At 59.8% G+C, this 23,991-nt stretch carries 20 protein-coding genes; 6 read left to right on the top strand and 14 right to left on the bottom strand.

Features of this window, described 5'->3' with window-relative positions; genetic code table 11:
* Positions 1-62 precede the first annotated feature (62 nt).
* Complete coding sequence (locus tag E4021_RS12780) at positions 63-2,207, bottom strand: catalase (RefSeq protein WP_136459754.1); 2,145 nt, start codon at positions 2,205-2,207, stop codon at positions 63-65.
* Between the two features lie 316 nt (positions 2,208-2,523).
* Between E4021_RS12780 and katG the strand changes: the two genes are divergently transcribed.
* Positions 2,524-4,839, top strand: coding sequence for a catalase/peroxidase HPI (gene katG, locus E4021_RS12775; RefSeq protein ID WP_136459753.1), 2,316 nt, complete (start codon positions 2,524-2,526; stop codon positions 4,837-4,839).
* A 182-nt stretch (positions 4,840-5,021) separates the two neighbouring features.
* Here the strand turns inward: katG and E4021_RS12770 are convergent, their stop codons facing one another.
* The 3 genes from E4021_RS12770 to E4021_RS12760 form a co-directional block, all read right to left on the bottom strand.
* The gene (locus E4021_RS12770; RefSeq protein WP_136459752.1) at positions 5,022-5,741 is read right to left on the bottom strand and encodes a DoxX family protein; all 720 of its coding nucleotides are present in this window, start codon (positions 5,739-5,741) and stop codon (positions 5,022-5,024) included.
* 181 nt (positions 5,742-5,922) lie between these two features.
* Positions 5,923-6,129 (bottom strand): pectinesterase family protein, encoded by a 207-nt coding sequence (locus tag E4021_RS18605; RefSeq protein WP_406603362.1) that lies wholly within the window; start codon positions 6,127-6,129, stop codon positions 5,923-5,925.
* Between the two features lie 319 nt (positions 6,130-6,448).
* Entirely contained in the window at positions 6,449-7,225 is a 777-nt protein-coding gene (locus E4021_RS12760; protein ID WP_136459751.1) for a hypothetical protein, read from the bottom strand.
* 824 nt (positions 7,226-8,049) lie between these two features.
* Between E4021_RS12760 and E4021_RS18135 the strand changes: the two genes are divergently transcribed.
* Together E4021_RS18135 and E4021_RS12755 are read left to right on the top strand one after the other, a co-directional pair.
* The gene (locus tag E4021_RS18135) at positions 8,050-8,199 is read left to right on the top strand and encodes a hypothetical protein (RefSeq protein WP_168797594.1); all 150 of its coding nucleotides are present in this window, start codon (positions 8,050-8,052) and stop codon (positions 8,197-8,199) included.
* A 57-nt stretch (positions 8,200-8,256) separates the two neighbouring features.
* Positions 8,257-9,927, top strand: coding sequence for a tetratricopeptide repeat protein (locus E4021_RS12755; protein ID WP_136459750.1), 1,671 nt, complete (start codon positions 8,257-8,259; stop codon positions 9,925-9,927).
* An 89-nt stretch (positions 9,928-10,016) separates the two neighbouring features.
* On the opposite strand, the gene E4021_RS12750 is transcribed toward E4021_RS12755, so the two are convergent.
* Complete coding sequence (locus E4021_RS12750) at positions 10,017-10,676, bottom strand: hypothetical protein (RefSeq protein WP_136459749.1); 660 nt, start codon at positions 10,674-10,676, stop codon at positions 10,017-10,019.
* Positions 10,677-10,935: 259 nt separating this feature from the next.
* On the opposite strand from E4021_RS12750, the gene E4021_RS18130 reads away from it, so the two are divergent.
* Entirely contained in the window at positions 10,936-11,076 is a 141-nt protein-coding gene (locus E4021_RS18130; RefSeq protein WP_168797593.1) for a hypothetical protein, read from the top strand.
* A 253-nt stretch (positions 11,077-11,329) separates the two neighbouring features.
* On the top strand, positions 11,330-13,891 hold the full coding sequence (locus E4021_RS12745) for a CHAT domain-containing protein (RefSeq protein WP_136459748.1): 2,562 nt from the start codon (positions 11,330-11,332) through the stop codon (positions 13,889-13,891).
* A gap of 189 nt (positions 13,892-14,080) precedes the next feature.
* On the opposite strand, the gene E4021_RS12740 is transcribed toward E4021_RS12745, so the two are convergent.
* The 4 genes from E4021_RS12740 to E4021_RS12725 all read right to left on the bottom strand — a co-directional run bounded on the left by E4021_RS12740 (position 14,081) and on the right by E4021_RS12725 (position 17,113).
* Complete coding sequence (locus E4021_RS12740) at positions 14,081-14,734, bottom strand: endonuclease/exonuclease/phosphatase family protein (protein WP_136459747.1); 654 nt, start codon at positions 14,732-14,734, stop codon at positions 14,081-14,083.
* Positions 14,735-14,892: 158 nt separating this feature from the next.
* Positions 14,893-15,219 carry a hypothetical protein gene (locus E4021_RS12735; protein WP_136459746.1) on the bottom strand — a complete coding sequence of 109 codons (327 nt, stop codon included), beginning with the start codon at positions 15,217-15,219 and terminating at the stop codon, positions 14,893-14,895.
* Positions 15,220-15,351: 132 nt separating this feature from the next.
* Positions 15,352-15,843 (bottom strand): hypothetical protein, encoded by a 492-nt coding sequence (locus E4021_RS12730; protein WP_136459745.1) that lies wholly within the window; start codon positions 15,841-15,843, stop codon positions 15,352-15,354.
* A 175-nt stretch (positions 15,844-16,018) separates the two neighbouring features.
* The gene (locus E4021_RS12725) at positions 16,019-17,113 is read right to left on the bottom strand and encodes a site-2 protease family protein (protein ID WP_136459744.1); all 1,095 of its coding nucleotides are present in this window, start codon (positions 17,111-17,113) and stop codon (positions 16,019-16,021) included.
* A 301-nt stretch (positions 17,114-17,414) separates the two neighbouring features.
* Here E4021_RS12725 and E4021_RS12720 point away from each other — a divergent pair, with 301 nt between their 5' ends.
* Positions 17,415-18,272 carry a S1/P1 nuclease gene (locus E4021_RS12720; protein ID WP_136459743.1) on the top strand — a complete coding sequence of 286 codons (858 nt, stop codon included), beginning with the start codon at positions 17,415-17,417 and terminating at the stop codon, positions 18,270-18,272.
* 140 nt (positions 18,273-18,412) lie between these two features.
* On the opposite strand, the gene E4021_RS12715 is transcribed toward E4021_RS12720, so the two are convergent.
* The 5 genes from E4021_RS12715 to E4021_RS12695 all read right to left on the bottom strand — a co-directional run bounded on the left by E4021_RS12715 (position 18,413) and on the right by E4021_RS12695 (position 23,895).
* A complete protein-coding gene (locus E4021_RS12715) occupies positions 18,413-19,411 on the bottom strand; it encodes an SGNH/GDSL hydrolase family protein (protein ID WP_136459742.1) in 999 nt (332 codons plus the stop codon).
* 9 nt (positions 19,412-19,420) lie between these two features.
* On the bottom strand, positions 19,421-20,731 hold the full coding sequence (locus E4021_RS12710; protein ID WP_136459741.1) for a trypsin-like peptidase domain-containing protein: 1,311 nt from the start codon (positions 20,729-20,731) through the stop codon (positions 19,421-19,423).
* A gap of 3 nt (positions 20,732-20,734) precedes the next feature.
* On the bottom strand, positions 20,735-21,895 hold the full coding sequence (locus E4021_RS12705; protein ID WP_136459740.1) for a hypothetical protein: 1,161 nt from the start codon (positions 21,893-21,895) through the stop codon (positions 20,735-20,737).
* 7 nt (positions 21,896-21,902) lie between these two features.
* Complete coding sequence (locus E4021_RS12700) at positions 21,903-22,658, bottom strand: hypothetical protein (protein ID WP_136459739.1); 756 nt, start codon at positions 22,656-22,658, stop codon at positions 21,903-21,905.
* 139 nt (positions 22,659-22,797) lie between these two features.
* On the bottom strand, positions 22,798-23,895 hold the full coding sequence (locus E4021_RS12695) for an alkaline phosphatase family protein (RefSeq protein ID WP_136459738.1): 1,098 nt from the start codon (positions 23,893-23,895) through the stop codon (positions 22,798-22,800).
* Between the last annotated feature and the right edge of the window lie 96 nt (positions 23,896-23,991).

The following is a 23,991-nucleotide window of genomic DNA, read 5'->3' as shown; positions in this document are numbered from 1 at the left end:
CCGCGTACGCACGTGGCACCTCCTCTTGTAACCCGGTCCGGGTAAAGCTGGGCCTTTAGCCGCTAGGCGGGAATCATCTTTGCCACTTCCATCCGATCGTAATTGCGGTGCTGGGCGATGGCCTTGATGAATTCCTTCGGCTTACCGTCTACGAAGACGGCCTTGTCGTCCTTGTGGTCACCGACGTGGGTAGCGTCCAACAGCTGTACCCCCTCGCCGTCGACCGCGATGGCCTTGCAGTGCATGAAGGCCTCGTTGACGAACTTCTTGAACTTCGCTTTCTTCAGGAGGGCGTCGAGGGATGGCTGACCGCCGGGAACGTAGATGGCGTCGAAGAGGACGCTTTCCGTCGTCATGATGGCCGCGAATACTTTATGTTCATCCCCCTTGCTGCACCGGATGGTGCCGCCGTGCGGGGCTACGATCTTCACCATGGCGTTCTCGGCCTGGAGGGCGTCATTCATGGCGGTGAAGGTTTCGGCGTCGAAACCGTCGGCGGCCAGTACCGCAATCTGCCGGGTGGCGATAGTGCTTGTTTTGATGAAGGTCTCGCTGAGGGCGGGGGATTTCTCCAAGTAGACCTCTTTCTTCGGGGGCTGCATCTTTTCTACATCGTCGTCCGGGCCAATGGCCTGGTTAACGGGCTCGTCGATGGAACCGGGCACTTCCAGTCCCAGTCCCTCGGCCACCTTTTGGGCCAGATTCTCGTCGATCTGGTTGATGTGGTACAGCATCCGCAGCTGGATGTGGGGGTAGTTGACCTTCCCCAGTTCGAAGGTGTAGGCGTCGGCCGTGTGGGCCTGCTCCCATTTCGTGAGGCTGCGGTAGAACAGGGCGGGCTGGGAATAGTAATCGACGAAGCTTTCGCTGCGGGCGCGGATCTTCTCTCCGTCGACGCGCTCGGTGAAGGATTCAAAGGCACCGTCGGCAATGCTTGTCAGGAACGGGCAGCCGCCACCGAGGGTATTGGGGAAGTAGGCCGTCTTGCCCTTCGGGATCTGCATCTGCATGTGCCCGTCGCGCTGGTTGTTGTGTACGGCACTGATCGACTGGTTGATGGGCAACTGCTCGAAGTTGACGCTGCCCAGGCGACTGAGCTGGGTGTCGCGGTAGGAGAAGAGCCGTCCCTGCAGCAGCGGGTCGTTGCTGAAGTCGATCCCCGGTACCATATGGGTGGGCAGGTAGGCTACCTGCTCGGTTTCGGCGAAGAAGTTGTCGGGATTCCGGTTGAGGGTCATCTTGCCCACGATCTTTACCGGGACCATCTCCTCGGGGATCAGTTTGGTGGCGTCAAGCAGGTCGAAGGGGAAATTGTGCTCGTCTTCCTCGGGGATGATCTGCAGGCCCAGTTCCCACTCGGGGTACTGGCCGGCTTCAATGGCATCCCACAAGTCGCGGCGGTGGAAGTCGGAATCGGCTCCGCTGATCTTGACGGCCTCATCCCAGGTCACGGAACGTACGCCCAGCTTCGGCTTCCAGTGGAAGCGCACGAAGTGGGCCACGCCCTCCGCGTTGATCAGGCGGAAGGTGTGAATGCCGAAGCCCTCCATCATGCGCAGGCTGCGGGGAATGCCGCGGTCGCTCATGACCCAGATGTGGTTGTGCAGGGTTTCAGGACTCAGGGAAACGAAGTCGTAGAACGTATCGTGGGCGGAGGCCGCCTGGGGGATCTCGCGGTCGGGCTCCGGCTTGACGGAGTGGATCAGGTCGGGAAACTTCATCGCGTCCTGGATGAAGAAGATGGGCATATTGTTGCCCACCAGATCCCAGACGCCCTCTTCGGTATAAAACTTGACCGCGAAGCCGTGAACGTCGCGCGCCAGGTCCGTAGAGCCCTTGGAGCCGGCGACGGTGGAGAAACGGGTAAAGACCGGCGTCTTGCGGGAAGTATCGTTGAAGATGCCCGCCTTAGTGAATTCCGGAATGGCCTCGTACAGTTCAAAGACCCCGTGTGCGGCACTGCCGCGGGCGTGGACGATCCGCTCGGGAATGCGCTCGTGGTCAAAGTGGTTGATCTTCTCCCGCAGCAGGAAGTCCTCCAGCAGGGTGCCGCCGCGGATTCCGGCCTTTAGGGAGTTATTGGTGTCGTTGACCTTAAGCCCCATATTGGTGGTCAGGGGCTGGTCGGTACCGTCTTTGCGGTACGGGGCCAGGGCCTCATCCTTGCTGCTTGATGGTGAGGTCTTGGGGGATGTTTTCTTTTGCATGAAGGGTCGGATTTCAGGTGGGCCGATAGTATCTCACAACCCCGGCCCGGGTCCCCCTGTTCGGCTGGGTTTTGCCATTAGGCATCGCCGCGCTTCCCGGTTTGCCGCTGGTAAGGCGGGCGAAGGGGCTTTCCGGAGGGACTAAGCCCCTGCACCCGCCGGCCCCGGCCCCCAGGTGTCTGAAAAGCCAGCCCGAAACGCGATTTTCAATTGTCGATACATTGAACCATCCGGGCCGAAATTCCCTTTTTACTAGTCTAACCATACCAGAAACGGCGGTCGGCCCATCGGCCCCCAAAACCTTATAGCAACCTACATGGAAAACTCCAAGCACCCCTACCCCCATTCGAGCGAAGAAGCCGAAGGCCAACGCCACGGCAAATCACAAAACCAGGACCACAATCAAGATAACGGCAAGGTCTGGGAAGTCAATGAATCGAGCAGAAGCTGCCCCTTCCTCAGCGGGGCCCACTCTACCGCCAGCGCCGGCACTTCGAACCGCGACTGGTGGCCCAACGCCCTGAATCTCCACATCCTGCGGCAGCACAGCGAGCTGGCTGACCCCATGGACCCCGATTTCGACTACGCCGAGGCCTTCCAGCAGCTCGACCTGGAGGCCGTGAAGCAGGACCTGCGCGACCTCATGACCGACTCCCAGGACTGGTGGCCCGCCGATTTCGGTCACTACGGACCCTTCTTCATCCGCATGGCGTGGCACAGCGCCGGCACCTACCGCATTGCCGACGGTCGCGGAGGTGCCAGCTCCGGCTCCCAGCGCTTCGCCCCGCTGAACAGCTGGCCCGATAACGCCAACCTCGACAAGGCCCGCCTGCTACTGTGGCCCATCAAGAAGAAGTACGGCAAGAAGATCAGCTGGGCCGACCTTATGGTCCTCACCGGCAACATCGCTCTGGAAACCATGGGCGTAGAGCCCTTCGGCTTTGCCGGCGGCCGCGAAGACGTATGGGAGCCCGAATCCGATATCTACTGGGGTAAGGAGTCCGAATGGCTCGGCGACGAACGCTACACCGGCAACCGCCAGCTGGAAAGCCCGCTGGCCGCCGTGCAGATGGGACTGATCTACGTCAACCCCGAAGGCCCCAACAGCGAGCCCGACCCCCTGAAGTCCGCCCACGACATCCGCGAAACTTTCGGCCGCATGGCCATGAACGACGAGGAAACTGTCGCCCTCATCGCCGGTGGCCACACCTTCGGCAAGACCCACGGCGCCGCAGATCCCGAGAAGTACGTCGCCGCCGAGCCCGCCGGAGCGCCCATCGAGGCCATGGGTACGGGCTGGCACAACAGCTACGAAAGTGGCCACGGCCCCCACACCATCACCAGTGGCCTGGAAGTGACCTGGACCCGCACGCCCACCCAGTGGAGCAACGATTACTTTGAATTCCTCTTCAAGTTCGACTGGGAGCTCCACAAGAGCCCGGCCGGTGCCTGGCAGTGGCGGCCGAAGAACGGCGAAGGTGACGACCTCGTTCCCGACGCCCACATCCCCGGCAAGAAGCACCACCCCTCGATGCTCACCTCGGATATCGCCCTGAAAGTCGACCCGAAGTACCGCGAAATCTCCGAGCGCTTCCGCAACGACAACGAAGCGTTCAAGGACGCCTTCTCCCGCGCCTGGTACAAACTCACCCACCGTGACATGGGACCCCTGAGCCGCTACCTCGGCCCCGACGTCCCCGGTGAGGAATTGCTGTGGCAGGACCCGCTGCCCGAGCGCGACTATGACCTGATCGACGACAACGACGTAGCCACCCTCAAAGGGAAGATCGCCGATACCGGCCTTTCGGTACAGGAACTCGCCTACACGGCCTGGTCGTCCGCCGCTACCTTCCGCGGCTCCGACAAGCGCGGCGGCGCCAACGGTGCCCGCATCCGCTTCGCCCCACAGCGCAACTGGGAAGTGAACAAGCCCAGCCAGCTCCGCAAGGTCCTCAGTGCGCTGGAAGGCGTACAAAAGGACTTCAATGATGGACAGTCCGGCAACAAGCAGGTCTCCCTGGCCGACCTCATCGTTCTGGGCGGTAACGTCGCCATCGAGAAAGCCGCCAAAGCTGCCGGTAAGGACATTACCGTACCCTTCACACCCGGCCGTGTGGATGCACTGGAAGAGCAGACCGACGTCGAGAGCTTCGAGGCACTCGAGCCCTACGCCGACGGATTCCGCAACTACATCAACCGCACCAACCCCATCAACGCCACCGGCGAGGAGCTGCTGGTTGACCGTGCCCAGTTGCTGACGCTCACCGCCCCCGAAATGACCGTCCTGCTAGGCGGTATGCGGGCCATCGGTCTGAACTACGACGATTCGAAGCACGGCGTATTCACCGATAACCCCGGTGCGCTCACGCAGGACTTCTTCAACAACGTCCTCGACCTGTCCACCAAATGGGCGGCCACCGACAACGAGGAGACCCTCTTCGAAGGCAAGGATCGCCGCACGGGCGAAACCCGCTTCACCGGCACCCGCGCCGACCTGATCTTCGGCTCCAACTCGGAACTCCGCGCCCTCGCCGAGGTCTACGCCGCCGACGATGCTACCGACAAGTTCGTCAACGACTTCGTAAAGGCCTGGACGAAGGTCATGGATGCCGACCGCTTCGACGTGAAGTAACCGGAATCCTTACCGCAAATACCAAGAGGCGATCCCCAGCGGGGTCGCCTCTTTTTTTGGTTGAGGCGCTGCGCGCCGAGTCATTTTCTCAACCCACGGCGTCAAGGTGGTATACTGAGGAAAACGCCATCGTCTCTCCGGAAAACTCTATGCTTCCGTGGTTACTACATAACAAGTCGGCGCTACTCGACCGCACGCCCGTAGGCCTCCAGGCAGTCATCCAGCGTCTCTCCACGGGTATGGACGCATTCACAGAATTCCAGACAGGCTCCCGGATCGGTACTCCCCGCACAGCGGGGCCGGCAGTCGGTGATCCGGTTCATCGGCATCAGGGCGTTGCGCATGACAAAAACAACCGAAGCGAAGACCACCACGACCGTAGCCACGACCCCCAGCACGAATTTCCAGGGAAAGCGCCAGGTCAATTCCTCCTTCGCCGGTAACAGTGCCTCAGCCAGGTCGTGGTTCCAGGGGAATACGAGCCGGAATTTGTGGCAATCCCAGCACAGCAGGTACAGGTTGGCCAGGATCATGAGCGGTGCCGTAAGCAATGATCCCTGAAACCGGACGGCGAAGGACAGGATACAAATGTTGACGATGATCGGCAGATAAAGGACGGCCCCCAGCGTAGCAGTGCGCGGGATCAGCAGGAGTACGGCCGCCGTTACCTGGGCCACCCCGATGAAAGTATAATAGTATCCCGTATGAAAGAGCGCCTCCAGGTAGCCACCCAGCGGGTGCAGGTTGTGCAGGTCGGTAAACCGCTCCCCGTTGATCTTCACGTAACCCGCGGGCAGGAACCCGGCCGCCAGCGCCACCCGGTTGAATACGGCAAAAAGGCCCAGCCAGCGATTTTGGCGGGCCTGCCGGTGCAGTCGATCGAGTCGGGCGGAAAAGGACATAAGGTGGATATCTACCCAAAATTAATCGAAGAACTTTATTTTTCAAAGTTTACTTTGAATTGAGTGGCCTGAGTGTCAGAAACGGGAGCCTAGCCGAACGACGTAAGCTTATTTCACCATTTGCCGACGGCGCGCGGGTGCCGGGTAGCCGGTCGGGGTTCCGTATTTTTTGGTTCTTGGCCTATTCCATTGGATCCCAGCCTCCCAGCAGGTGTTTCCGTGCATTGTAGGCGGCCGCTTGCTCATTGGTGAGTTGGTGCGCCCAGCTCACGGGCTGCGAGGGGCTGGCTCCGGGACCCCGGTTGTCATATCCGGCGTAGCGGGCGGTCTCTTCCTTTTCCGGACGGCCCCAGTTGTTCCCCCCATCCGGGTGAACAACCTCGCCCAGGCAGCGACGATAGATCGCCTGCTTTCAGTGCCATGCGTCTAGGTACCACCTGCTTCGCCCGTTCACTACCCATTTTGTAACTGGTGCGCGAGGGGGCTATGGGTAAGATTGAAAAAGCCGGAAGGTAGGAAAGGTGCCACGCGGCAATGGAGATGCCGGTAAAACCCATTGCCAGCTATTCAGGAATTGAGTGGCGCGGCCCTCTTACCCTCTTATCTATCCTTTATCACCATTCAATTGGGGAATGAAAGGAAAGCGAATCGCAGTCCGGTACGGCGATCTGAGGCCAAAACGTACGTCCCAAGAAGAACTATTGGATTTATTTGCTTTCGCTTATGCCCTGCAATCGCCAGGCACCGCTTTCGAGCAGATAGGCCAGGGTGGCCAGTCCGGGAGATCCATCGGCCAGGGAGCGGGTACTTTCTGCCAGCGAGAACAGGAGATCCGAAGTCTTGGCACCGTCGATGGTAGGGGCGCTGAGCTCCTGCTTGAGGGCTTCCAGGTCGCCGACGATCTCGTCGGTACCGTCCATACCGCGCAGTTCGGCGATCCAACCATCAACATTACCGATCGCCGCGTTGGCGGGCAAAGTGGTGATGTCGGCGGCGGCGGACTTTCCGGCCTGCAGGGTCTGGTCGAGCAGACTTTCACCCGCGAAGGCCGACGCGGTAAGTTTCTCTCCACCGGCCTGCAGGGCAGCGACGAGTGCCGATATTCCGGGCGTGGAACCGGCTACCTGCCGGGTATCTTCGGCCAGACTGATGAGTTGCATACCCGCCAGTTGTCCGTTGATGGGCGACTCACTGAGCGTTTCCCGCAGGGACTCCAGGTTGCTGGTCACCTTTTCCGCTCCATTCACGCCTTCCAGTTGCTCGGTCCAGGTATCAATGTTGGCTACGGCAGCCTCGCCGGGCAATGCCGTGATGTCTCCGCCATTGGCCTGTACCGCTTCAACGGTGGCTTGCAGTGTTCCTGCCGGATCGCTGGGCTCCATGGTCGTTTCAGGGGTTTCCACGGTATCATCCACCGTGGCTTCGGAAGTATCTCCACACGCAGTCAGGAAAGCGGCGAATAGAAAGAGGGATAGGTATTTCATGGTCTTGGGTTTGGGTTCGGGTGTTTAATGGCCTTTTGCATATTTGGTTCAAATCACTAATTACCAGTGGATTACCCTTTCCGTTCGCTTTCGCCTGTTTCGGGGAGTTTGTTGCTGATTTACATCGAACAGCTTCAGCTTTCAAGCTGCCCGTTAGCCTAGCAATGGCTTCAGCCGTCAAGCTGCCAGGATACACCGGACCCTTGCCTGCCCTTCGCGCCACCAGTCTTTTACGCCGGGCCACAGGCCCGACGGCCCGGGGGCGTTACTGTAGCGATGGCTTCAGCCGTCAAGCTGCCAGAAAACATCGGACGCTTGCCTGCCACTCTCATGGCATTCTATCCGCCGGGCCACAGGCCCGACGGCCCGGGGGGGCGCTACTGTAGCGATGGCTTCAGCCGTCAAGCTGCCAGGATACACCGGACCCTTGTCTATCCTTCTCGCCACCAGCCTTTCACGCCGGGCCATAGGCCCGACGGCCCGGTCGGCGACACGTAGCGATGGCTTCAGCCGTCAAGCTGCCGGTAATACAGCGGCATGCCGACTCAAGTCGGCGCTACCGCACCGTCCGCCGTCAGGATACCAGGAATACCCGACGCTTGACTGACCTCCCCTAACAGCACTGTATCCGTCAGGCCACAGGCCCGACGGCCCGGTCGGCGATAGGTAGCGATGGCTTCAGCCGTCAAGCTGCCAGGAAACACCGGATACATGCCTGCCCTTCTCGCTACCAGTCTTTTTACGTCAGGCCACAGGCCCGACGGCCCGGTCGGCGATAGGTAGCGATGGCTTCCGCCGTCAAGCTGCCAGGAAACACCGGAAACATGCCCGCCCTTCTCGCTACCAGTCTTTTTACGCCGGGCCACTGGCCCGACGGCCCGGTAGGCAGCATGCCGACCCAAATCGGCGCTACGGCAGTGCAACCCCCGGTCGATCCCCTCGTCATTCGGTACGACTTCGGTTATTATCTTTAATAGGCCTGTTTTTTGATCCCCTTGCGCGGGAATTTTGAAGCGTAACTACACTGCACTATGAAATTTCTACACCTCATCCTGTTGCTTGTTATATGGTCGGGCAGTCTGGCGGCGCAGATCGATCTGACCCCCGACGAATGGCGGCAGGACCTCCGCTTCCTCCAACGGACGATACACGAAGAGTACCCCTTCCTTTTCAAGAAGGTCAGCGCCGAAGACTTCGATGCCGCGGTAGAGGAACTTTACACCGACATACCCGAGCTGGAAGACCACGAAGTAGTCGTAGGACTGGCCAGAATAGTGGCGCTGTTCGGTTACGGACATACCAATATCTGGCTCTCGGGCTGGGGCCCCGATAATCCCTTTGGCTTCCGGGAGATGCCCTACCGGCTGTACTGGTTTTCCGACGGCATATTCGTGCAGGGAGCGCACCGCGAATACGCAGAAGCGGTAGGTGCCCGGGTAACGCACGTGGAAGGCATGCCAGTGGAAAAAGCGCTGGAAGCCATTCGACCCGTCGTATCCGTCGAAAATGAGCAGTTCTTTAAAAGTGCCGGACCTGTCCAGTTGGCCAATCCCGCCGTGCTGCACGCGCAAGGCATCACGCCGGAACTGAAGGACGAAATCACCCTCACGCTGGAAAAGGACGGCGAGCCCTTTGACGTGACCTTTGCGCCGGTAGACAGCACGGGGGACCACGTTCACTACGGACTGGTACAGGAAGACGAACAGTGGCTCGACGCCCGCGACAACGCCACCACTCCCCTGTGGCTCAAGCACCTCGATCGCCCCTATTTCTATGAGTACCTGCCCGACAGCAAAACCGTCTACGTGCGGCAGAGTAAAGTCCGGGACGACACCACTCAGATCCTGCCCGACTTCTACGCCGAGGTATTCCAGTTCGTCGAAGACAATGAAGTAGACCGCCTCGTGCTCGACCTGCGCCTCAACGGCGGCGGCAACAACTACAAGAACAAGGACGTGATCCGGGGCATCATCCAGACCGAGAAGATCGACCAGCCCGGCAAACTGTTCGTAATCATCGGCCGGCGCACCTTCTCCGCCGCCCAAAACCTGGTCAACGAACTGGACAACTACACGAACGCCATCTTCGTCGGTGAGCCCACCTCAGAAAACGTCAACTTCTACGGCGACAACCGCCCGGTGGAGTTGCCCAACAGCAAGATCGAGGCGCGCCTCTCCTTTGCCTGGTGGCAGGACAAACCCCAGTGGGAAAACGACGACTGGCAGGCTCCACACATTGCGGTGGATATGTCATCCGCAGATTACCGCGACAACCGCGACCCCAGCATCGAGGCCATCCTGAATTACCAGGGCGATATATCACTGGCCGACCCCATGGACCATCTTGAAAGACTGTACGCAGCCGGTAAAATCGAAGAAGTACGCTCCGAGGCCCACCGCCTGGTAAAGGACCCCCGCTACCGCTACTACCCCTTCGAGCGCAACCTGAACCGCGCCGGCTACCAACTCCTCGGACAGGGGCAAAAACTTCCCGCCCTGATGGTGTTCCAACTCAACGCCGAACTATTTCCCGAATCACCCAACGTCTGGGACAGCCTCGCCGAAGGCTACTGGAAAGCGGGAAACCACGAAAAGGCGGTAGAATACTACCAGAAGGCGATCGACATGGATCCCGAAGGGCCAACTGCAGTGAACGCCCGGGCTATGCTTGGGGAAATTCGGGGCGATGGGGCTAAAGAGTAAGGGATAAAGGGACTAAGGGCTGCATTCACCCCTTGCTTCACTTAGGCATGCATGCTCAGTTTTTCCGGCCTTCGCTCGGTGGGAAGTCTTCAGGAAGCGATGGCGCTTACCCGAATGGATTCAATCTTGCGCGAGTAGCCATTAATGTTGGTGTAGAGGGTCTGCTTACCCGCTTCAAGTTCCTTACGGGAGGTAAGTCTTACGGCCACACGATCCTCGTCGGATACCAACAGCAGGGCCGCACCTTCCGCGAAGTATAGGACGATAGATTCTACGCTCCGGATATCAAAAGCTTGCGGGTCACCCGCTGCCGGCTCGGCGTCTGGATCGATATTCAGCAGGGGGCGGTCTTCGTGGCCTTCGTTCACCTGTACTTCCTCGAGCGGGCCGTGGATGTCGAGGGCTGAGTAGCGCACCCCGAGGGGTTTGGTCACGCTTTCGTATTCGGCGCGGGCATCGCTGGGCGCGTCCTGCAGCATGACCTCCGCGGTGTGGTAGGTACGGAGCGTCAGGTTCAGGTGTCCGATACCCGGTAGTCCGGGCGGCGTAAACCAGCCGTTCGCCAGGTGCAGCAAGGCTATCTCCGTATCCGACTCCAGTTCAACCGCGAAGTCGGCAAAGGAGGATATTTCTTTGGCTTCTATGTGCGCCGCGCGCAGGTGCAGAGACCTGAAATTCAAGCCGAGTAGGGCCTTGAGGGCCTGCAGTTTCTGGTACGAATAGCCGTGGTCGGCCAGCTGGGTATCCATGGGTTCGAGGGTTGTTGCTAGCCAGAACAGCGGTGATCGGTAGTAATGGACAGGGGCGTGGCAAAAAATTGCCGAGAAGAACCGGGAAATGAGATCGGTATTACCGGTACGCGGCGAGGCAGCGCGAATATTTTTTCCAAAATATCCAAATTTTAACCGCTTGGCAGCAAAGTTTGTCAAACAAATCATCATTCGGGAAGATTCTACCCTTACAATTCACGGTTGACGGAATTCACCGTCGATCATAACACTATGTATCATGGCTAAGCAATCTGATGATTCCAAGAAGTCACCCGGCAAAACCGACAAACCCTCCACCGGAGGAAAAGGCGGTAGCGATAAAAGTGGCGGCAAGTCTGGAGGCAACAAAAGCTCCGACAAGAAGGACACCAAGAAGTAGTCCTTTCGACTAGTTCCACTAGCGGAATCGAAAAGAGACCGGAAGCGAACCATCGCTTTCGGTTTCTTTTTTTGGGGGTATTGCCTCCCGGGCTCGTCGCGGGACTGCTGGACTTCCCCGACTTGTATGGGGATCCTACAGTCTTGCACCCGGGGATAACTATTAGTATACACTCGCCCGCCGGCAAGCCGGCGAACCGCTATTTGGCCGGCTGGGAAAAGGTGACCTACCTTAAGTTCCACACCCGCCCCAAATGAAATTTCATTACCTGTTTACCCTTTTACCGCTGTTGGGAATAGTTTCCTGCGGACAACCAAATGCTGAACCGGAAAGCCCGGCGGCACTGACCCTATTGGACCTGCGTCTGCGCGATAGCCTGCAACTGGTGCGGGACGACTACGCGGATTTGCAATCCTGGCGGGCACTGGACCGTGTATATCGGCTGCGGGATGTGGCGGCCACCCAGGATGATTCAGTATCCGACAACACCAAAACGGAGATCTACCAGCACCTGGCCATCATGCACTACGAGCGGGGCTACGAAGATTCGGTGATCCACTACGCGGCCCTCGCCGATCGACATCTTGGAGAAGATCCGCCGCCCCTGCTGTTCGCCCGACAGCTGCTCTGTGAGGCTTACCTGAAGTATACGGAGTGGGAGTGGCTGGAAATGGACATGATAGCTGCCCTGGGGCTGGCGGTGCTGCGGGAGCACGGACTCGACCATGACGGCCTGCACTCCCAATTGCTGCTCACGCAAGCGTACGCCCGCTGGAAATACGCGAACGCCTGGCTGGAAGAGGAGGAATTCGATAAGGTAGCGGGCGAAGTGGAAAGCCTCGTTCAACAGGCTATCCGCCAATATCGGGCAGCGGGTGGGGCCCGCGAGCGACATGCCTGGGAAGACTGGGCCCTGTTGGCCGCCCGCTTACCCCACGTGTCGGAAGGCGACCTGCGGGCTGCCTTGGATACCCTGGCTGGCACGGGGAATCCGGAAGATCCCATATACGCTCATCCGCACCGGCTCATGGCCTACTGGCATTTCCGCCGGGGTGAACCAGACAGTATGCGCTACCACTACGAGCGCCTGCTGGAACAAACTCCCTTCTACCGCCTCGAGAACCCACGGGAAGCCAACTATATCCTCAAGCTCAACTCCCTCGAACGCGGAGACTACCGCCGCGCCCTTGCGTTATCTATCGATGATTTGCGCCTCTCGAACTGCGCCAGGCCCGCGGCTCGGCTCACCGTTGCCGTTGGTGATACGTCCTTTTCCGAACGTTACATCTGTCCTTACCTCGATCTGGAACTGGTCAAGGTGTACCTGGGACGCTACCGCGCGACGGCCGATACGGCCGACCTGCACCGCGCCTTTGCACTGGCGCAGGTTACCATGGACCGCTACGCCGTGTCCTTCCCCTCCCAACGGGACGAAGGGGTGATCAACAAGCTCGTCGAACTGGGCGACGTGCTGCTGGACGTATGCCTGGATGCGGCCCTGGAAATGCAACGGCAGCAGCCGGAGGAGGCTATGGATGCCGTATTCCGCGCCATGGAACTTAGCCAAAGTCTGCTCCTGCTCCGGGATCTGGCCACCATCGGGGAGGCCGATAACCAACAAAAATGGCGTTCCCTCCACGCGAGCCTGGAACGGTACAAACGGTCGTACCGCGCGGATTTCTCTCTACCGGTCGCCAATTTGCGGGAGTTCCGGCGACTGGATACCCGCTACCGGGAGGAAAAGAAACTGTCCCGGCCAGCCATGGCGGCCTCCGCCCACCTAACAGGGGCCACCAAGTTGGCGGCGGTGCGTGGGCGCCTCGAACCCCAACAGGCCCTGCTGATGTCTACCGAACTGCACGACCGGATATTGCTGCTTTGCATTGACCGGGATACCGCATTCACGTATCAGGTACCGACCGCCATCATTCCGCGCATCGACTCGCTCCGCCAAATGCTGACGGGCGGACGGGTCTGCTCTCCCGGCGAGTACGCCAACGTGGCCTACCAAATTTACGCTCCCCTGCTGGCCCCGCTGGAAGGCCTGTCGCGCAAGCCTTCGGAACTGCTGTTCGTACCCTCGCCCGCTTTATCGGAAGTTCCCCTGTCCGCGCTCACGGTAGCTCCCGGCCGGAAGGAAGAGCAGTTTACCGATCTCCGGTACGTAGTAGATGAGTACGCGGTGCGCTACCTCCCCAGTTGGCGCGTGGAGTTGCTGAACGGTGAAAAGCGGAAAGGAGTACAGACGGAGGCAGCCGATATAGGCGTATGGACGCACCCCCAACTGGTCGGTTACGCGGCGGGCCTGACGGACGACCTGCGGCGTGCGGGCGGCGGCTGGTCCGTAGAGACGCTTGCCCCTCAGACCGGCACCTTCTTATCGCAGGCTCCCGGGCTTGACATTATCCACCTCACCGTCCACGCCCGCGGAAACACGGGGCAACTGCACGAGAACTACCTGCACCTGAACGACCGCGACAGCCTGAACGGGGTCGTCGTGGCGCAATTGCCCCTGAGTGCCCGGTTGGTGGTGCTGGCGGCCTGTGCCACGTCCACCGGCTTCAAGCAGGCCGGGGAGGGCACCTTCAGTCTGCGACGCAGCTTCCACCTTGCCGGCGTCCCGGACGTGATCAGTTCACTCTACGACATTCCGGCGGCGGCCACGGTGGCCGTACTTAAATCCTTTTACCGGCAGCTCGCCTCCGGCAGTCCACCGGCAACGGCCCTGGCGGAGGCCCAGCGTACCTGCCGGGCGGGGAAGCTGTCGCAGCGGTACGCTAATCCGCGATACTGGGCTGGGTTGGTTGCTGGTTAGGTGCACTGTAGTAGTCCGACGAGTGGATCGAGGAAGATGGGGATTATGAAGGGTATGCGGCCGGTGCCGCCCGGCACTTTTTGTACGCACGCGCCCGATGATGCAGCACGTTCGTAATATCCCTTTGGTGCTAAGTTAAATTTCCTTGGTTGCTCCACCCCGAACCAGTTCGAGATTGGTATAATCCTCCTACGGATACAGGCGTGTGGACAGTATCGGATGGTCACTGAGTTTTCCGGCCTCAACTACCTCGTAGCTGACCCTGACATCACTGCCGTGCAGGACATGCTGAACCGTCCGTCCTTCCGTCTGGGTGGGCCAACACAGACCGCAATCCGCTACCAGTGCCCCAACCTGGAGGGCCCCAACCCTATTGTAGGTTCCGTGACCCCGAAAATTGAAGTCCCCCGCCGCGAGAAAGCGCGGCCGTTGGAGGCGGCGGATAACGTCACACTGTTCCCTTGCCCGGTCCGTGTATCGCTTGTCACTCCAGTCGGCCCAGCGATCCTTGATGGTCATTACGCTGCCGTAAATCAGCAGTCGGGGTTCCACGAGATGGGCTGCTACGCCGTTGGTGTCCTCCACGTCGGCGACCCGGTGCATCGCCAGTCTGGTGTAGATGGCCACCTGGTGATACCGGTTCGGCGTTTTGTAGTTTCTTCCGTGCCGCACAAAGGGCGACACCTCACTAAACACTGACGTATAGCCCGGCAATTCCAGGGCAGCATTGGCCTCGGTAAGGATCAGTACGTCGCAATCCAACGCCAACAAATAGTCCCGGACAGCACGAAAGCGGCGGGTACCGTAAACGGGATGGTCAATATTCCAAGTGGCTAGCGTCATGCGGTTTGAACAAGGGCCAGGCCTCGTCCGACGAGTTCCGGCGGTAGCTGGCTCGTCGGACGAGTTGCCTGGAGTAGAAGCTGGCCCAGCCCCCCAGTCGTCGGATGAACCCTTCGCAGGCTCTGGGAATTCGTCCGACGACGGTGGGCGGGCCAGGGTTACACGTTCTCCGTCCGCAGCACCTTACCCAACTGGATGGCGAAGCCGAAACGGTATTCGCTGTCTTCGGGCTCGTTCATAAATTCCTCCAGAATGATGCCCTGGAACTCCACGTCCATTACGGGTGAGTCGGGTTCATAGCCGTTGCGGAAGCGGACGATGTCATACTGCCGGAAATCGGCTAGTTGGCCCTCGTCGTCGGTGACTCCCAGGCGGGAGATCCAAAAGGGGGAGTAGGCGCGGTACTCCTCGGTTTTTTCTCCGGCGCGGATGGCGTCGAAGTACTCGCGCTTGATGGGGATGTGAAGGATAGCCGTTTTAGCCATGTATAACTGCAAGGTGGGTGAGGGTAAAAGGCGCCCTCCCAAAATCGCGGTATCGGCGCCAAACTGAGTGTGGTGCTCAAATATGGCGATTTATCACCACTTGACAATGCGGCTCTTAGGCTCCAACGCGGCTTATTCCCCATCCTCTTCTTCCAGTCGGCGGCAAGTACAAAACTCGCTGCTCCACGGGCACTCCTCGGGCAGGAAATGACAGAACTCCTGTTGGACCCAGCCGTCGTCGCCCGGATCGTCGAAGTCATCGTGCATAATGCGCAGCAGTTCGGGATACAGTAGCCGGGGTGCGATGCCGGCCGGCACGGTGGGAATGATCCGGTGGGCGGTCCAGACGTCCAGTATCTGAAAGACCAGGGCCCGGAGCTGGGGGTCGGAAAGCCGGTCCGCGGGAGGAAAGGCCTCCGGCAGGAGGCCGATCGCCCGGTACATCGAGCCCGCCCCCTCTCCGTAGAAGAAGCGGTCGAGTTCGGCGCGGTAGGTGGCGTAGTCTACGGCCGGCAGTCCGGCCTCGTTACGGGAATAGTGGTCGGCGGGTGCCCCGACCTGCCCTTGTCGCCCGCGGGCAATGGCGCGCAGGTCGGCCAGTAGTTGGGTAAGGTATCGTTCCACGGTGAGTGTAGGTATTAGGTGTAACTATAATATACCGGTGTACGAAAGGGATATTTCCGGCTTTAAACCAGGAAAATAGGCCAAAAAGTTGAATTAGCAACCCCTGGCCCCGGCTTCCCAGTTCCCGACCGCGGCACCCGCGCTCCGACGGCTGTTGGTACCTCCGGAACTTCCCCTACCCCCGCAGGGCCCGCTTCAGCAGCAATACTTCCTCGATATTCTCCAGGTTGAGCACCCCGCTAATGCGCCCCAGTGGGTCGCGGACGCAGCATATCGGGGTTTGCCCAGCCTGCAACTGGACGTAAGCCTCCTGCAACGGCGTATCGCCGGGCAGTTCCAGCAGCGCGGGACGGCGGGCGGCCTCCCCTATCCGGCCGTGTTTGCCGTATTCCTTGAGCCCCCGGATCAAATCGTCTCGCGTAAGGATGCCGGCCGGTTCCCCCTCGTCGAGCACCACGAAATCGCGCTCCTGCCCGTCCAGTAAGATGGACGCGGCGCGGTCGAGGGTCTCATAAACGTTCAGCGCGGTGTACTGCCGCATGACGGCGTCCTCCACCCGGTAGCCTTCCAGCAGGGCCTGCTGCCCCACCGCCCGGTTTTCGCCGCCGGCGCCGAGGTAGATAAACAGTCCGATGAACACCAACATGAAGTTGCCGAAGAAACCCAGGAAGACGAACACCATAGCCAGCACCTGTCCGAGGCGGGCGGCCAGGTGGGTGGCCCGCGCCCGGTCGTACTTCATGCTCAGCAGCGCGCGCAGCACCCGGCCGCCGTCCATGGGGAAGGCCGGAATGAGGTTGAAGAGCACCAGCAGGATATTGACACTCAACAAGCCGATCAGGAAGTTGCGGCCGCTGGGAACCGTGACCGACTCCAGCGCCTCGGGATCGGGCAGTCCACCCGTAGCCGCCAGAATCACGGCCAGCAGCGCCGCGATGACCACGTTGACCGCCGGTCCGGCCAGGGCCACTACCAGTTCCTCGCGCGGCTTCTCGGGCATCCGCTCCAGGTTGGCCACCCCGCCGATGGGCAACAGGACGATGTTGCGGGTGTTGACGCCGTACCGCCGCGCAGCCAGGGCGTGGCCCAGTTCGTGCAACACCACGCAGCCGAAGAGCGCCAGAATGAAGGCCACCCCCACCAGGCCGCCGCTCACCTCGCCGGTATCGGAGAGGTAGCTCAGGAATACCCAGCCGAGGAGGATGAGGAAGGTCCAGTGCAGTTTTACGTCGATGCCGGCTATGCGGCCCAGGCGGAAGGTCCAGGTCATGGTTGGGGAGTGGTTGAAAGGGGAACGGTGAGGGGTGGTTGGGGGTTCTTGGTCTGATAGCTATCGGGGAGACCTCTTTCCGCTGCGCGGCCTGAGGCCGCTTTCTGCTCGCGCGGTCAGGAGACCGCGTTTTACTGGCGCGGTCTGAGACCGCTTTGTGCTTGCGCGGCCTGAGGCCGCATTGTACTGGCGCGGTCTGAGACCGCTTTGTGCTTGCGCGGCCTGAGGCCGCGTTGTACTGGCGCGGTCGGGAGACCGCATCGTACTGGCGCGGCCTGAGGCCGCATTGTACCTTTGGGGGATGGTACGTTTACTTTTCCTCCTTCTGATTGCTTTTCTGCCGCAAGTGCTGCCCGCCTGGGGGGCCAACGGCCACCGCATCGTGGCGCGCATCGCCTACGAAAACCTCAACGACCAGGCCCGGCAGCGGGTCGACGCGGCGCTGGGGAATAATTACCTCTCCCAGGTAAGCACCTGGCCCGACTACATCCGCTCGGAATCCGGCTGGGATTTCACCCACCCCTGGCACTATATGACCGTGCAACCCGACGAGACGGTCGAAGACGTAGCCCGGCAAACAGGCGACGACCCCAAAGTGGACGACGTGCGGGAAGCCATCCACTTTTTCACCAGCGTGCTGGCCGGAGAGTCGGCCGAACGCGAACGCCTCACGGATTTACTGGCCCAGCATAAGGTACTCCCCCTGGCCGGCTCCCTGGACGCTACGGCCCTGGCCTTCCTCATCCACTTCATCGCCGACGTCCATATGCCCCTCCACGTAGGCAAGAACCGCGACCTGGGCGGCAACCGCATCACCGTCCTCTACTTCGGCGACCGCTATAACCTCCACTCCGTCTGGGACACCCAGATCATCGAACAGGAACGCCTGAGCTTCACCGAGTTCGCCGCCTTCACGGTCATGCACACCCGCGAATACCAGGCCGAATGGGCCGACGACGCCCCCGAAGAATGGATGCGGGAATCCATCGCCCTGCGAGAACGCATCTATAATACCCTTTACGATCGTACGGACCGGGAATCGGGACTCCCCGACCTGGGGTATGATTATCAGCACGATTTCCTGCCCGTGGTGGAGGAACGCCTTGGCGCCGCCGGGTACCGGGCGGCTGCGGTGATTAATGCTGTGATGGGGGCCTAGGGGTTTGGTTCGCGGCCTGAGGCCGCTTCTTGCTTTCGCGACCTGAGGTCGCTTTGTACTGCCGCGACCTGAGGTCGCATCTTACTTGCGCGGCCTGAGGCCGCATTGTACTCCCGCGGGCTGAGGCCGCATCGTACGGGTTAGGTGGGGATCAGCTCGTTCAGTTTGGTTAAGAACTTGTCGGCTACTAGGCGGAAGCCGTGGTCGTTGGGGTGGATCTCGTCGTGCCAGAATTGGGGGTCCTGGGGTACGGTGCCGCGCAGGTTGAGGTAGTGGACGTTCTCGTAGTCCTCGCTCAGGTCGGAGATCGACTGGTTGAAGCGGTCCATGATGGAGCGGATGAGCGCCTTGCGGTCCTTGTCCAGGCTCAGGCCGCCGGACTCGATCATGGGCCGGCCGATCCACTTTCCGTCGGGTCGGGGCATGATGTAGTCGTAGCCGTGCAGGAGGATGGGTAATTCGGGATATTCCCGAGTAAGGATTTCGAGCATACCCTCGTAGTAGGTCCGGATCACCTTGATCTCCGTCAGCCAGGTCGTCTTCAGGAAGGAGGCGATATCGTCGGCGCTGCCCTTGCGTACCATACTCGGGAACATCTCAAAAAAGTCATTTCCGCCTCCGCTGAGCACGAACGCCTTCGGCTCGTATTTATCGATCGCATCCAGGTATTCGCCCATATGGTACATGTTGCGCAGGACGTCCCCGGCCCCGCCCAGACTCTTCACGGCAAAGCGGGGATCCTCGATGAGGTAATCCACTACGTCCTTCACTTCCTTCGATATGGTGAGGCCCAGTTGCTTCAGCCGCGGGTACTGAAACCAGGAATCCCCCTCGGTTACGATGATCACCCGGTCGGCATCGCCTCGCCTTTGCTCGAACAGCCGGTCCCGATCTCGCTGGGCGAGCGAATTGGCTTTCCCGATCAGCTTTTCCACGATATTGATCAGCGGTGCACCCTCCAGTTGCCCCCGGGTTACGGCCCCTTCACTTTTCACTACCTGGATATGACTTTTCAAGCGGTATTCCCCCGAAAAGGGACCCGTGGGCAGGTATTCGAAATAATAGTTCAGTGCCTGCGCGCGGGTATCTTCATTTTCCAGCAGTGCCTCCAGTTCCTGGATGGTGATCGGGTTTTTCATAGCGGGCGGTTATTTTAATAGCGGAAAATTCCGCTTTTTCAGGTCCTCAAGTATGTATTTGATCAATACCCCCCGATTGGAGGGTGCGATGGTTCCGGCCTCATCGATCTGCAGTCCCCCCTCGTACGATTCCTCGTTCTTGCCAGCGTGGTGCAGGGCCACGACTTTCCAATGTTTATTAAATACCGGCGACCCGCTCGACCCCTCCCGCGTATCGGTGGTATAGAAAAGGTATTTCCCCCAGATGCTGATGACGTCGTCCGGGAGGGCCATTTTCATATAGTTTCCCCGGGGGTGCTGGATCACCGTCACTTTCTCATGCAGTTGGGGGTCGAAGAAGTCCTCCAGTTCTACGCAGCCCCAACCGGCCAGGGGTGTCTCCGTACTGTCCACCACCTTGACGATCGTATAGTCCAGCTCATCTTCGTGGCTGGTGATGAATACCGTAGGGTCCAGTCGGTAGTGCGTTTCCTGCAAGACGTTGTTGTCCTTATCCGTCTTGAAGTTGAAGGTCAGGCGCGTATTCGCGGCCGTAGCGGCATCCGGTATGACGTGGTTGTTCGTCATCAGCAAACCGCCGCCCAACAGGAAACCCGTACCGCTTTCTCCGTCCGAAGTTTCAATTTTACACACCGTTTTCGACTGTTCCATCGCCCCCTGCACCCAGGCCAGGACATCGATCAGGTCGTCGCCCTTCACCACCTTTTCCAGTCCTTTCCGGTTCGGGACCAGGATATCAAACGCCCTGCGATCCTCTTTTTGCGGGGCCGCGGGTGCAATAGCCGGTCGGTCAATGCCGAGGCCGGATTCACGCAGTTTTTCCGCCAGGTCCTTGTTGATGCCCTCCACAATTCGTCGGTATTCCGTCTGGCCGATCTTTCCGCGGGTACGCTCCGTGCGACGGGTTTCCAGGGTATGGATTTCTTCGCGCAGGTTCTCCTGCAGGGTTTCGGTGGGTATGTCCGGAAAATCCCGTTCGATCCTTTTCGGCAGGGTTTTGAGCGTTTCCATTTCCAGCACGGAATTCAGGGCCGCCGCCGAGGTAAGGGGTTCTTCCTCTTCCACTTCGGTGAAGAGTCGTGCCAGGTCTTCCCGTTCCGGGTATTCCTGGATGGCGAGCTGGACGATATCCATGACCTTGTTCCGCTTGTTGGCCTCCCGCAGGATATTGTGCCAGTTGGAAGTGGCCTTGTCGCTGAAGGCGATCGATCCGGGCGGGATACCAGCCATCTCCACCATCATCCTGCCGTCCTCCTTTTCCGGGTACAGCTCCACAAGGTGGCCCCGTAATTCGGTGAGTTTGCTGTTCCAGTTTGCCATCGCCTAGGTTGTTAGTCCGTACTTGGTCAACACGTCGACCAGTTCCTCCACTTTCTTTCGTTCAATTACGCGATCCAGGAAGTTGGCCGACTCATCGTACACGCGTCCGCCGCCGTACCAGGAGTTGACGTTGATGAGGATATCGTCGGAGCAGGTCTTCAGATCATCGATGTCCATGTGATTGTCGATGAAGATCTTGATCTCGTCCAGGGTATGCTGGTTGAACCGCTCTTTTTTGATCCGTTCTACCATCAGATTGAGGTGGGAACCGGCCGCCGCGTTTTCCTTTCGTAGCTCTTCGGGGGAGTGGAACATCACGTCGTTTTCGGACAGCAGGGGGTGATTTACGAAGGGCTCGATGAGGTAGGTGCCGTAGCGGCCATTCATGTAGCGGTATTCCCCGAAAAAGGCCCGGATATCGTCCCGGAAGTTGGGGTCGGAGGAATCCACCGTCACGAATACGAAATCGTAAAAGAGCGATCCACTCTGCTCGTATTCCATGATGGTGAAGGGGTGGTAAATGGTCGGCAACACTTCCCCCGAAAGCTGCAACTGATCCGGGTGCTCGATCACCAGGTATCCCTTGGGCAGTCCCCGCATGGAATAGAAGCGTTTGGCCCAGGAGGCGTCCATGCGCTGCCAGCGTGCCCCGAGGCTTGCGATCCGCATCCCCTCTCCCAACCCGTGGTGTTGCCATACCTCCTCGTGTACGAGCACCGGAATACCCAGCGAGGCGTTATTGCTGAAGCTTACGCTGGCAATGCGCCATTCCTCCAGGGTCGGCGGAATTTGCAGCGTACCGATACCCCCGAGAATTTTCTGTGATTCACCCGGTGGACTATACCGCACCCAATTGCCGGAAACGTATTCCTTGTGTACGTCCAGTATCTTTTTAAAATGCTGGACCCCGGGGTGAAAATAGAGCCCGGGCACCCGGGCCACGTGCTCGGACAGCGTAACCTCGTATAGGGTAAAAACCTTCCCCCAGCTGCCGGCGACGTCATCCAGAATAAGCTGCCAAAAATGCTCGTCGGCGTAAATATGCGGCGCGCCGGAGGACGGGTCGTTTTTCGTTTCGCCGGTGTCGTTCACCAGGTCGCTCTGGGCGTAATTTTCCAAGGTTTCAATGACGCGGGCGGTAGTATAGGCGGTTTGCAGTGACATAGTGGGCCTATTTTGGTGAGAGCAGTTGCTGCAGTACGGCGACGATCTTCTGCTTGACCCGCTGCTCGTTTTCCGAAAGTAATTTCAGGACGTTAGCCGTATTGACCCGGGCGGGGTTGGTCTCCACTACGGTCAGGCTCACTTCGGCCAGACAGCTGTCTTCCACCAGCGGGATTGGCGACGAATACAGTTGCAGGTCGGTCAGGTCATTCTCCCCGAAAGCCACCGACTGCACCACCATCGGCTTCAGGGCGCGGTCGATGAGTTCACCCCCCCGCAGGAAATGCAGCGTCAACTGTATGGTGTAGTCGAATACGTCGCTCCACTTACTGGTTTTGGCCCTGGCATACTTCAGGTTAAGGCGGGTAAGCTGGTAGACGAAGGTCTTTGTCCCGCGAAGGTGCAAGGGAGTGAATACTATCCTGCGCGCCTCCTCCTTTTGCCCGGTCGGATACACGAAACCGGAGCTAGTGATGACCGGGAGCCGGAAGCTGCCGGCCTGTACATTGGTGGCCCGGTGATCGTCCTGGTATACGAAGCGGGCCTGCCGCCGCTCCAGTTGATCCTGGAAGAAGCGGTAACCCAGCGCCACCCCCTGCTCGATGGCCGCGACCGGGACGGTGAAGGACTCCCGGGTACCGCCACTGGAGGGAATGGCAATGTCGGAGTTTTCAAAACTGATGGTATCGAAAGCCTTGCGAAACGTGATCTTCTCTCCGGCCGGATCGTAGGCAACATATCGGTTGTCGGACTGGAAGAACATCGGGTAGTTCAGGTTTGCAACACCCTGACGGCGCGCCCAATCGGGGCAAACCCTTCCTGCAGGTGTTGGAAACTAAATATAGGCCCCCAGGCATAGCGGTGCCAGGGTTTCTTGGGCTTAGCGGCAATAGTATGATGCCCTACCGACGGGCGTCCGGCATTACACCGGGTACGATTTCTCCTGCCTTGGGACCGTCTTCTCCGGGATAATCGTAGCCCAGCAGCCGGGCGACGGTACGGGCTATTTGATCCTGGTAAAGCTGTTGGTCGTCGGTGACCTCACCGCTGTCGGGCGTGTCGGGGCCGATCACCGCCAGCCAGATGGCGTCCGATCCGCGCGTGCTGCTGCCGTGTCCCTGCCACTCTGCCATGGGGCTGTCGCCCCGCCCGTGGTCGGTGGTGATGACCAGGGTGGTCTTTCCGGCATACTGCGGATCGGACTCTAAGAAGGTCCAAAGATCCCGCCACATGGCATCGGTAGCGTGGGCGGCGTCGAGGTAGCGGTTGTAGCTGCCGTCGTGGGCGAAGTCGTCCGTTTCCCCGTAGCTGATGAAGGCCACCCGGGGATGGTCCTTGCGAAGGGTTTCCATGAGGTAGTTGTGGGTGAACATATCGGGTCGCACACTGCCCCAAAGTCGGGGAGCCTGCTCCTGGAGCTTGTTCAGGAATTGCTCCCCTTCCGTAAGGTCGTCGCCGGTGGCGCGGTCGTAGCCGCTGTTGACGGAGATGCCGCTCCGCCTTTCGTTGACGATGTAGTCGAACACGTCCCAACTGCCGAACGCACGTACCCGGCCGGCCAGGCTATCCTGCCCATTGAGCCACTCCAGAACGGTCACGTTCGGGTTCCATTCCTTGTCATTGCTGTCGATATCGGGGTCGGCGCGCCCCGTCAGAATCTCGTTGTAGCCAGGGTAGGAGAACCAGTAGGGGTTGCGGCAATTGACCTTATTACCGTACTGTCGGTTCCCGAAAACCATGCCCTGGGGGGCCAGTGTGTCCCAGAAAAAGGGCATCAGGCGCCGGCGGCGTTCTTCCCCAGTTTCTCCCAGGTAGCTTTCCGCCATGCGGTCGCGGTCGTGCGTCAGGTCCTCATTGGCGATCATGGAGTCTACCGCCCCGCCGAAGAATTCCTGCCAACGGAGGCCGTCCATGGTAATCAGGATCACGTTCTCCGTGGCGGCCGATTGGGCCACGAGGGTGAACGGCAGCAGCAGGAAGCAGATCAGGTATACGCTCATAGAAAAGGGAGTTGTGGCGGGGTAGACCGGCAAAGTAGTAAAGCGGCCATCGCGGCCTGTCCGAAGTTACCACCGCGGCGGGAGATCAGCGCGGGG

Origin of the sequence: Neolewinella litorea (assembly GCF_004803465.1) — a bacterium.
GTDB classification, from domain to species: domain Bacteria; phylum Bacteroidota; class Bacteroidia; order Chitinophagales; family Saprospiraceae; genus Neolewinella; species Neolewinella litorea.
This window is presented reverse-complemented; position numbering and strand designations above follow the sequence as displayed.

Bases quoted from the DNA above. Each gene is read 5' to 3' on its own strand.
- E4021_RS12780 (WP_136459754.1), bottom strand. From the start codon at position 2,207: ATGCAAAAGAAAACATCCCCCAAGACCTCACCATCAAGCAGCAAGGAT.
- katG (WP_136459753.1), top strand. From the start codon at position 2,524: ATGGAAAACTCCAAGCACCCCTACCCCCATTCGAGCGAAGAAGCCGAA.
- E4021_RS12770 (WP_136459752.1), bottom strand. From the start codon at position 5,741: ATGTCCTTTTCCGCCCGACTCGATCGACTGCACCGGCAGGCCCGCCAA.
- E4021_RS12760 (WP_136459751.1), bottom strand. From the start codon at position 7,225: ATGAAATACCTATCCCTCTTTCTATTCGCCGCTTTCCTGACTGCGTGT.
- E4021_RS18135 (WP_168797594.1), top strand. From the start codon at position 8,050: ATGCCCGCCCTTCTCGCTACCAGTCTTTTTACGCCGGGCCACTGGCCC.
- E4021_RS12755 (WP_136459750.1), top strand. From the start codon at position 8,257: ATGAAATTTCTACACCTCATCCTGTTGCTTGTTATATGGTCGGGCAGT.
- E4021_RS12750 (WP_136459749.1), bottom strand. From the start codon at position 10,676: ATGGATACCCAGCTGGCCGACCACGGCTATTCGTACCAGAAACTGCAG.
- E4021_RS18130 (WP_168797593.1), top strand. From the start codon at position 10,936: ATGGCTAAGCAATCTGATGATTCCAAGAAGTCACCCGGCAAAACCGAC.
- E4021_RS12745 (WP_136459748.1), top strand. From the start codon at position 11,330: ATGAAATTTCATTACCTGTTTACCCTTTTACCGCTGTTGGGAATAGTT.
- E4021_RS12740 (WP_136459747.1), bottom strand. From the start codon at position 14,734: ATGACGCTAGCCACTTGGAATATTGACCATCCCGTTTACGGTACCCGC.
- E4021_RS12735 (WP_136459746.1), bottom strand. From the start codon at position 15,219: ATGGCTAAAACGGCTATCCTTCACATCCCCATCAAGCGCGAGTACTTC.
- E4021_RS12725 (WP_136459744.1), bottom strand. From the start codon at position 17,113: ATGACCTGGACCTTCCGCCTGGGCCGCATAGCCGGCATCGACGTAAAA.
- E4021_RS12720 (WP_136459743.1), top strand. From the start codon at position 17,415: ATGGTACGTTTACTTTTCCTCCTTCTGATTGCTTTTCTGCCGCAAGTG.
- E4021_RS12715 (WP_136459742.1), bottom strand. From the start codon at position 19,411: ATGAAAAACCCGATCACCATCCAGGAACTGGAGGCACTGCTGGAAAAT.
- E4021_RS12710 (WP_136459741.1), bottom strand. From the start codon at position 20,731: ATGGCAAACTGGAACAGCAAACTCACCGAATTACGGGGCCACCTTGTG.
- E4021_RS12705 (WP_136459740.1), bottom strand. From the start codon at position 21,895: ATGTCACTGCAAACCGCCTATACTACCGCCCGCGTCATTGAAACCTTG.
- E4021_RS12700 (WP_136459739.1), bottom strand. From the start codon at position 22,658: ATGTTCTTCCAGTCCGACAACCGATATGTTGCCTACGATCCGGCCGGA.
- E4021_RS12695 (WP_136459738.1), bottom strand. From the start codon at position 23,895: ATGAGCGTATACCTGATCTGCTTCCTGCTGCTGCCGTTCACCCTCGTG.